The sequence below is a fragment of the Klebsiella sp. Ech2A genome, assembly GCF_030078455.1.
GTDB lineage: Bacteria > Pseudomonadota > Gammaproteobacteria > Enterobacterales > Enterobacteriaceae > Klebsiella > Klebsiella terrigena.
Window position 1 is genome coordinate 48376 of the sequence record NZ_JAQGFU010000015.1, and the last position, 6421, is coordinate 54796.

Sequence of the window (6421 nt, forward strand, 5' to 3'; positions counted from 1 at the left end):
CACCGTAAACGGCTCTGCGTCATTCCTGAGTTTATGAGGCACTAAGGCGAACATAAGAGATGGAATGAGCATCTACCCGTTTATTATCGCACAGGTTCTGTGGAGATGACATCTCCCCTGATGGTGAATTGGGAGTTTTCTGGGCAAATAATGGCGGTAGAAACAGGGAAGTTTTATTTTTTAAATCAGGAAGATACGAGGATTTTTTTGCAATAGCAGAAAACAAAAAACCCCGCCGAAGCGGGGTTCAAAATTGGTCGGCGAGAGAGGATTCGAACCTCCGACCCACTGGTCCCAAACCAGTTGCGCTACCAAGCTGCGCTACTCGCCGATATACTGCTTTTTGAATTTTTAGTTCAATTCTTTAAAGTCGTGGTGCGAGGGGGGGGACTCGAACCCCCACATCCTAAGGACACTAACACCTGAAGCTAGCGCGTCTACCAATTCCGCCACCTTCGCAATTCACAACTCTATCAAATAATGGGGTGGCTAATGGGATTCGAACCCACGACAACTGGAATCACAATCCAGGGCTCTACCAACTGAGCTATAGCCACCACTACAAATCTTTTCACGCGGCACTGTCTTAAACAGTCCACCGCAGCTCAAGCACCGGGTTAAATGGTGCGCCCGACAGGATTCGAACCTGAGACCTCTGCCTCCGGAGGGCAGCGCTCTATCCAGCTGAGCTACGGGCGCTTAGCGCCGTTGCGGGGTCGGATATTACGGACTTCCCCCCCCGCTGTCTAGTGCCTTTTTAAATAAAATTTCCGTTTGCTCACACTTTATGCGCTTTGCTGCTTATTCAGCCGCTTTATCGACATTTCCATGCCGCCCGAGGCCAAAAACCTTATAAATAAGGGTAACCAGGGCCAGAAAAAGAATTCCGACAAACAGCGACATCCGGGTATCTTCGTTAAAACCCATGCCGATCAGCACGCAAACCAGAAACGCCATCGTAATATAGTTCGCCCATGGGAAGAGCAGCGAGCGGAACGGGTGGCTGGCCATCGCCTCCTGATGCGCGCGGCGAAAACGCAGCTGGCTAATCAGGATCACAAACCACGGCACCATACCCGGCAGCACGCTCGCGCTGTAGACGTAGACGAACACCCGCTGCGGATTGGGAATAATATAGTTCAGGCAGGAGCCCACCAGCAGGATCAGGATCGACAGCGCGACGCCGACCGCCGGTACGCCGCTGCGGGAGACCTTGCCGACTGCCGCCGGCAGCTGGCGGTTTTTTGCCAGCGCGTAGAGCATGCGGCCACAGCTGTACATTCCGCTATTGCAACCGGAAAGCGCGGCCGTCAGAACTACAAAGTTGATAATGCCCGCCGCGGCGGTGATGCCAATCTTCGCAAAGGTCAGTACGAACGGGCTGCCGCCGGAGCCAATCTGATTCCATGGGAAGATAGTCACAATGACGAAAATGGCGCCTACGTAAAAAATAAGGATACGCCACAGAACTTTGCCGACCGCGCTGCGCAGGGTCACCTGCGGATTCTTCGCTTCTCCGGCGGTAATACCGATAAGCTCAACGCCCTGGTAGGAGGCAACGACAATACAGAGCGCGGTCAGGAAGCCCTTCCAGCCGCCGGCAAAGAAGCCGCCGTGTTCGGTCAGGTTGCCAAAGCCGATGGAGTGCCCGCCGTTACCAAAGCCAAAGAAAATCACCCCCAGCCCGACCACAATCATCACGATGATGGTCGTGACCTTAATCATCGCAAACCAGAACTCGATCTCACCGTACAGGCGCACCGCCGCCAGGTTCGCCAACGCCACCAGCCCAACGGCAATCAGGGCCGGTATCCACTGCGCCATGTCGGGGAACCAGAACTGGACGTAAACCCCGATGGCCGTAATCTCCGATATCCCTACCGCCATCCACATAAACCAGTAGGACCAGGCGGTCAGATAGCCGAAGAACGGGCTCATATAGCGGTGAGCGTAAACGGCGAACGAGCCGGTTACCGGTTCGAGGAACAGCATCTCCCCCATCGAACGCATGATAAAGAAGACAAATAAGCCCGCAATAATATACGCCAGCAGGACCGACGGGCCGGCCCACTTCAGCGTACTCGCCGATCCCATAAATAAACCGACGCCAATCGTACCGCCAAGGGCGATTAGCTCAATGTGCCTGGCCTCCAGCCCGCGCTGAAGTTCCGCTTTTTTCTCAGTCATATACCCTCTTGTGTTTGCCCTGCTCCGGGTTTTACTCGTTCCCCGCCGAACGGCCTCGCTATTGGCAGCACGCACCCATCCCTCCGTCATCATGATGGATGTCGGAAAGTTAGCTGATAAGCCGCCCTGATGCCCTTCTGAAGGTCCCGCGCATATACCGGTTATTTTTATAAATGTGTGAAAGGAAATAGCCCTGCCTGCACGCCGGCAAAGAGTGCCGGCGCGCATTAAGCATGAGAATGGTTAATTAATTTTGCCGAAATGGCAAATAAAGTATCAGCCAGGTGAATGTATTACACAGAATATGTGTGAAAAATCGCCATTTTGCAGTGGAATATTAGAGCTGACCGGTATAATACCAACGTAAATAGCGCAGCAGCCTGATCTGTCTTTTAATCCGGCTGGGCTGTGATATCAAACGATAGAACCACTCCAGTCCCATGTTCTGCCAGAACCTGGGGGCCCGCTGAACGTGGCCGGTAAAGACGTCGTAGGTGCCGCCCACGCCCATATAGAGCGCCTGCGGATAGACCCGCCGGCAGTCGCGCATCAGGATCTCCTGGCGCGGCGAGCCCATCGCCACGGTGACGATGCTGGCCCCGCTGTCGCGGACGCGCTCAAACAGCGCCTGACGGTGGTCGGCGGAGAAATAGCCGTCCTGGCTCCCGACGATGTTAACGTTCCAGCGCTGGCGCAGCTGCGTACAGGTCTGGGCCAGCACCTCCGGCTTGCCGCCGATCAGAAAGACCGGCGTGCCCTGGGCTCCGGCGCGCTCCATCAGGGCTTCCCACAGGTCGGCCCCCGCCACGCGCGATACCTGGGCCTGAGGATATTTTTTACGTAATGACCGCACCACGCTAATACCGTCGGCATATTTAAATTCGGCCGCTCCAATTAGCGCCCGAACCTCGGGATCGTCCTCGACTGCCAGCATCTTTTCGGCGTTGATCGCCACCAGCGTACCCTGACGAATGGCGCCGTCAGCGTAGAGAAAATCCAGTGCGTGCTGCATGTCGCGCCACCCGATAAGCTGTAAACCTCTCAGCAGATACAACGGCGCGGAAGTACTCTCAGACATGTTAATCCTTATCAGACCTGAGGTTGCGAAAGCGGTTTGGTCCGCTTATGAATCAGTCCTACGCTATCCAGGAACCAGTACAGCAACTTCGCCGCCAGCAGGCAGATACCAAAGATCACGAGGAAAAACACCACGCGAGAGCCGAAAGAGTCCAGCCCTTCGCGTGCCAGCACGATCATATTGAAGATAGCGCCAAAACAGAAGCTATGCAGAATGGCCGCCTTATAGCGGTTGCTCTCCCGGTTGCCAAGCTCATACAGCCAGTCAAACCACTTAATAATCAGCCCGACCGCGACCGCCCCCAGCGGAACAAACCACACCCCGCCCATCACCACCAGCGAACCAATCAGCGTCGGGGAGATGGCCAGCCCGGAGTGATTATTCAGCACCTCCCAGGTGAAGTAGTTGGCGGTATTGAGGACCATCGACGGTCGACCGTGCCACATCCAGCTGGGAATAAAGACGTAGAAATCCCTAATCATCGGCGCCAGTCCCTGGAACTCGATCTTATCGTAGTTCTGCAGCAGCAGCGCCAGGTTCTCCCACGGCGAGAAGGTATCGCGGGTCAGGTACAGGAAGGTATAAAACGCCTCATCGCCGCTGACGTTCATCCCGTAGCGCTTCAGGGCCAGCCAGAACATACCGACAATCCCCAGCACGCCGGCCGCAGCCAGCATCCACAGGCTTATCCAGCCGCGAATAATGCCGATAAACAGGAAGATGGCGAAGGCGATAATGATGTTCGCCCGCGTGCCACCGACGATAGCGTAGGTCAGCAGGCCAAAGGCGGTGGTGCTGATAAGAAAGAAAATCCACGCCTTATAGTCCTGGCGCAGGAAGTAGACCACCAGCATCGCCGGAATAAAGAAATAGAAAAAGCGCTTCAGCGCCACGCCGGACACTTCGCTGGAGAAGATCTGGCTATAGGAGTTGAGCCTGAACAGCAGGAATCCGTTGTGGGCAAAGAAAACGCCGACGCACAGCAGCGCAACGGCCAGCAGAATCATCCATGCCAGATGGGTCTCCACGCGGTTCATGGTGAACAGCGGGCGGCGCTGGCTATCGTGAGCGGACGAACGCAGCCGCGTTTTGTAGGTGACGTAATACACCGCGTAAAAGCACACCGACACCAGCAGGGTTTCCAGCAGCACTTCCGGCGGCGCCACGCTGACGTCAAAGCGGAAGACCAGAATGCTGGTCAGCGGGAAGCCGAAGAAGAAAGTCAGCAGAAACAGCAGCGAAAAGAAGACGTTGAAGTTAAAGCGCACCCGGCGAAACTCAAAATACGTGGCGGTGGCAATAAACAGCGACGACAGCAGCCAGACCACCAGCAGCCCGCTAAATTGCATTAATGTCATGCGCTCACCCCCGAGGCAATCTGCAATGCCCGCTGCCAGCCCGCCAGGTAGTTTGGCCGGAAGAAAGCGATCTGGTTCTTATCAACGTTCGCCAGCTGACGTTGGGCCTCGCGTACCACCGCAACATCCAGGGTATCGCCGGTAAACAATACCGGAATATTCTGCTCCGTCATATCCTGCCAGAACGGATTCTCCCGATTCAGGACGCAGGGAATACCCGCCTGAATCAGCAGGCACAGCGTACCGATCCCCTGCTGGCGGGCAAAGAGAAAATAGCCCAGATCGCAGCGGCGCAGCAGCGCCAGGTAATCGTTGAATTCCAGCCTGTCGCTGAGCACCTGTAAATTCCCGGCGCTAAACAACGCCGCGCCCGCCGCGCGCACTTCGCTAATATATTCCGCATTGTTGGCCGGATAGCCCATCGGGACGATCACCTTTACCGTATCGCCAAACTGCTGATGAATAGCGCGCAGCGCCGCAATATGTTCATTGCTGCGATCGCCGGAGTTGCCGACCAGAATGGTCAGCGCGTCGGCGCGCGGAGCGCTATCCGCCAGCGTATTCAGCGCTGGATCCATCCGGGTCGGGAAATAGAGCAGCTCTCCCGCCACCTTTGGGTGGCGGCGGGCAAACCAGCTCAGGTCGCCGCGGGTGGCAAAAACGCGCCCCACGCGCCCCTGCGCCATACGGCGCAGCGGATAGAAAAGCCGGAACTTCAGGCTGGACGAATTCTCATACAGATCGGCGCCCCAGATATGCCAGTTGAACTGGGAAGGGCGAATTCCGCCGCCGAGCAGCGCCAGCCACAGGCCGGTATTGAACTGACCGTGGAAGAAAAAGCGCTGGCGCCGATCCGCTTTCGCCGCGGAGATGACCGCCTGTGCCAGCGATTTCTTCCCGGGATAACAGGTGATGGATAGCGCCGGATACGCCTCGCGGACGCCCGCTGCGTCACCGACCACCATAAACCTGCGCGCCCGCTCGTCGCCGGCGGCCAGCTCGTCATTAAAGAACCGCAGAACGGTCTGGTTGTGATGCGGAATATCCGATCCCAGTACGTGTATCAGTGCTGTCATGCCCGTTTACGCCAAAGTAAAAACACGCCGCTACAAAGGGCGAAATAAACAATATACGTAGCCATATACGCCTGCGCTGCGCCAACTGCGCCGTGCGCCGGAATAAGCCAGTGTGAGAAGGCGGTCAACAGCGTGAACTGGCTGATTTCCGTCAGAATATAAAAACGCAGTGACGCTTTGGCGATCACCAGGTAGCCGTAGACATAGGCCCCGACCTTAAGGACGTCGCCCACCAGCTGCCAGGCAAAAAGGTCACGCATCGCCGTGAAGCGTTCGGAAAACAGCAGCCAGATGGCAAAGTCGCGCAGTAGCCAGACGGTCAGGCTCGCCGCCGCCACCGCCGGCAGGACAAATTTTAGCGATTTGCCGATCTCGCGGGTAATATCCGCTTTGGCGGTTAGCCGGGAGAGCGTAGGCAGCAAATAGACGCTGAACGACGCGGTGATGAACTGCAGATAGGCGTCGGAAATACTGCTCACCCCCTGCCAGATCCCCACGGCCTCCCAGCCGTAATGCTCCGCCAGCAGGTTACGCATCATCACGTAAGCGACCGGCAGAGTTACCGAGGTAATCAGCGCCATCAGGGTAAATTTTGACAGCTGCCCCGCCAGGCCGTTATCCCAGCGCGGGCGCAGCGCGCTGAGCGGGATACTCCCCCGCCGCCACAACCCGATAGCCGCCGGAACCACCACCAGCGCGGGAACCAGCCCCAGCCCTAGCAG

General features: G+C 56.8%; 5 protein-coding genes and 4 tRNA genes. All 9 read right to left on the reverse strand.

The window, feature by feature from the left end; all coding sequences use genetic code 11:
- Window positions 1-254 precede the first annotated feature (254 nt).
- Window positions 255-331, reverse strand: a tRNA-Pro gene (locus PFH44_RS05860).
- Window positions 332-373: 42 nt separating this feature from the next.
- Window positions 374-459 (reverse strand) — tRNA-Leu (locus PFH44_RS05865).
- A gap of 22 nt (window positions 460-481) precedes the next feature.
- Window positions 482-557 (reverse strand) — tRNA-His (locus PFH44_RS05870).
- A gap of 65 nt (window positions 558-622) precedes the next feature.
- Window positions 623-699 (reverse strand) — tRNA-Arg (locus PFH44_RS05875).
- 102 nt (window positions 700-801) lie between these two features.
- Window positions 802-2187: a bifunctional threonine/serine APC transporter ThrP gene (gene thrP, locus PFH44_RS05880; protein WP_045853612.1), complete on the reverse strand. Its 1386-nt coding sequence runs from the start codon at window positions 2185-2187 to the stop codon at window positions 802-804.
- A gap of 337 nt (window positions 2188-2524) precedes the next feature.
- On the reverse strand, window positions 2525-3265 hold the full coding sequence (gene wecG, locus PFH44_RS05885) for a lipopolysaccharide N-acetylmannosaminouronosyltransferase (RefSeq protein WP_283824558.1): 741 nt from the start codon (window positions 3263-3265) through the stop codon (window positions 2525-2527).
- Between the two features lie 11 nt (window positions 3266-3276).
- Window positions 3277-4623 carry an ECA oligosaccharide polymerase gene (gene wzyE / locus PFH44_RS05890; protein WP_283824559.1) on the reverse strand — a complete coding sequence of 449 codons (1347 nt, stop codon included), beginning with the start codon at window positions 4621-4623 and terminating at the stop codon, window positions 3277-3279.
- A complete protein-coding gene (locus PFH44_RS05895; RefSeq protein WP_283824560.1) occupies window positions 4620-5699 on the reverse strand; it encodes a TDP-N-acetylfucosamine:lipid II N-acetylfucosaminyltransferase in 1080 nt (359 codons plus the stop codon). Before PFH44_RS05895 ends, wzyE begins: the two co-directional genes overlap by 4 nt.
- Window positions 5696-6421 (reverse strand): lipid III flippase WzxE (wzxE, locus tag PFH44_RS05900; protein ID WP_283824561.1); only part of this gene is annotated, 726 nt, incomplete at its 5' end. The genes wzxE and PFH44_RS05895, both read right to left, overlap by 4 nt.

Excerpts from the sequence above, each read along its gene's own strand:
- thrP (WP_045853612.1), bottom strand. The coding sequence starts at position 2,187 with ATGACTGAGAAAAAAGCGGAACTTCAGCGCGGGCTGGAGGCCAGGCAC.
- wecG (WP_283824558.1), bottom strand. The coding sequence starts at position 3,265 with ATGTCTGAGAGTACTTCCGCGCCGTTGTATCTGCTGAGAGGTTTACAG.
- wzyE (WP_283824559.1), bottom strand. The coding sequence starts at position 4,623 with ATGACATTAATGCAATTTAGCGGGCTGCTGGTGGTCTGGCTGCTGTCG.
- PFH44_RS05895 (WP_283824560.1), bottom strand. The coding sequence starts at position 5,699 with ATGACAGCACTGATACACGTACTGGGATCGGATATTCCGCATCACAAC.